This window comes from Ruminococcus sp. CAG:57, assembly GCF_000435935.1.
Classification (GTDB): domain Bacteria; phylum Bacillota; class Clostridia; order Oscillospirales; family Ruminococcaceae; genus Hominimerdicola; species Hominimerdicola aceti.
The window spans coordinates 1-1,767 of record NZ_FR890675.1 but is presented as its reverse complement, the minus strand read 5'-3'; the positions used below and the strand labels follow the sequence as shown (position 1 = coordinate 1,767).

Here is a 1,767-nt window from a genome sequence, read left to right as displayed (position 1 = left end):
TATACGTGTCCTTAACATAAACTTAGTAAATATCATGCAGAAGTTTGAGAGTTCTTAACATAAGCGGGCTTTTCTATTAATAACAATGGCTAAAGAAAATCACCGATACAAGCCTTTGTGCCTGTATCGGTGATTTTTTTGCACTTCCATATCAAATTATAAGCCATCACCTCATTTTATACGGCTTTTATTAGACTTTTATAAGACAAATTACAATTTTATAAGAATTCAATCTTGACAAATTCTAATAAAATCAGTATAATTATATTATGGAGGCGATAAAATGCTTGATAATGAACTTGTAGATATGGTGAAACAAATACAGCTTGTTCGCAGCGAGAGCAACAAGATAGAGATAAAAGCGGCAAATAAGGGTTGCCCTAAGGTGCGTGATTCGCTGTCCTCTTTTTCAAATCAGTCGGGCGGAGGCGTTATTATTTTCGGCGTAGATGAAAATGACGGGTACAATGTCTGCGGAGTTTATGATGCCGCTGACCTTATGAAAAAGGTCGAGGCGCAGTGTCAGGAAATGACGCCTGTGATAAGGCCGCTGTTTTCCGTTGCATCTATCGACGGCAAAACTGTCGTATCCGCCGAGATACAGGAGATAGATAATGCTGACAAACCCTGCTTTTACAGCGGTGTGGGCAGGCTGAAAGGCTCATATGTCAGGTCGGGCGACGCTGACAGACTTATGACGGAATATGAGGTTTACAGCTATGAGGCTTTCAAAAAAAGCATTCACGACGAGCTGAGAACTTGCGAAAGAGCCTTTGAAAAGGACATTCAGACCAACACATTCAAGCTTTATTTTGACCTGCTGAAAAGCAAAAAGCCTAATCTTGCCGAGCTTTCAAATGAGGAAATATGCCGCTTGCAAGGTTTTACTGATGAGGGCAAACCGACTTTGACCGGAATAATGCTTTTCTCAAACTACCCGCAGGCGTTTTTTCCGCAGCTTTGCATAACGGCTGTGTCTGTGCCCGGAACTGAGATAAGCAGTACGGCAAACGTCGGCGAACGTTTTATAGACAATCAGCGAATAGACGGAACACTTGTGCAGATGCTGAATGATGCTTTGGTGTTCGTGCGCAAAAATATGAAAACTGCGACTATCATAGACCCGAACACGGGCAAGCGGACGGACAAGACGGAGTATCCTGTAATTGCTATCAGAGAGCTTATCCTGAACGCTATTATCCACAGAGATTACAGTATCCACACGGACACAACGCCTATAACCATAAAGATGTTCAGCGACCGTTTTGAGATAGAAAATCCCGGCGGACTTTACGGCAGAATGACCCTTGACAGATTGGGGAAAGTGTCTGCCGACACAAGAAACCCTAAGATAGCGGGTGCTATGGAGATACTCGGTGAAACGGAGAACAGATACAGCGGCATACCTACGATAATAAATGCAATGGAACAAAGCGGTCTGACTGCACCGAAATTTGAGAGCGACAGAGGCGTATTCAAGGTGACGTTGTACAACAGCGCCGCCGAAAGCGTGCCGATAGATGACATTGAAACTGAGATACTTGAATTCTGTAAAACGCCGAGAAGCAGGAATGAGATAGCGGAGTTTTTCAATGGCAGAATGACGATCGCTTACGTTATGGAAAGGTACGTCAAGCCAATGATAGCAAGCGGCAGGCTTATTATGACGATACCTGAGAAGCCTAAGAGTAAGTATCAGAAGTTTTTGGCGAGGTAAGGGAAAAGGATAAGGAAAAGGGAATACAAATCGAAATTGATCAAGTTTTT

General features: G+C 43.2%; 1 protein-coding gene. It reads left to right on the top strand.

Going from position 1 to position 1,767, the window contains the following annotated elements; all coding sequences use genetic code 11:
• The first annotated feature begins 283 nt into the window (after positions 1–283).
• Positions 284–1,717, top strand: a complete 1,434-nt coding sequence (locus tag QVO88_RS00015; RefSeq protein WP_022286484.1) for an ATP-binding protein — start codon at positions 284–286, stop codon at positions 1,715–1,717.
• Positions 1,718–1,767: the final 50 nt, after the last annotated feature.

What these genes read in the sequence shown, in the direction of transcription:
- QVO88_RS00015 (WP_022286484.1), top strand. Translation starts at nt 284, where the DNA reads ATGCTTGATAATGAACTTGTAGATATGGTGAAACAAATACAGCTTGTT.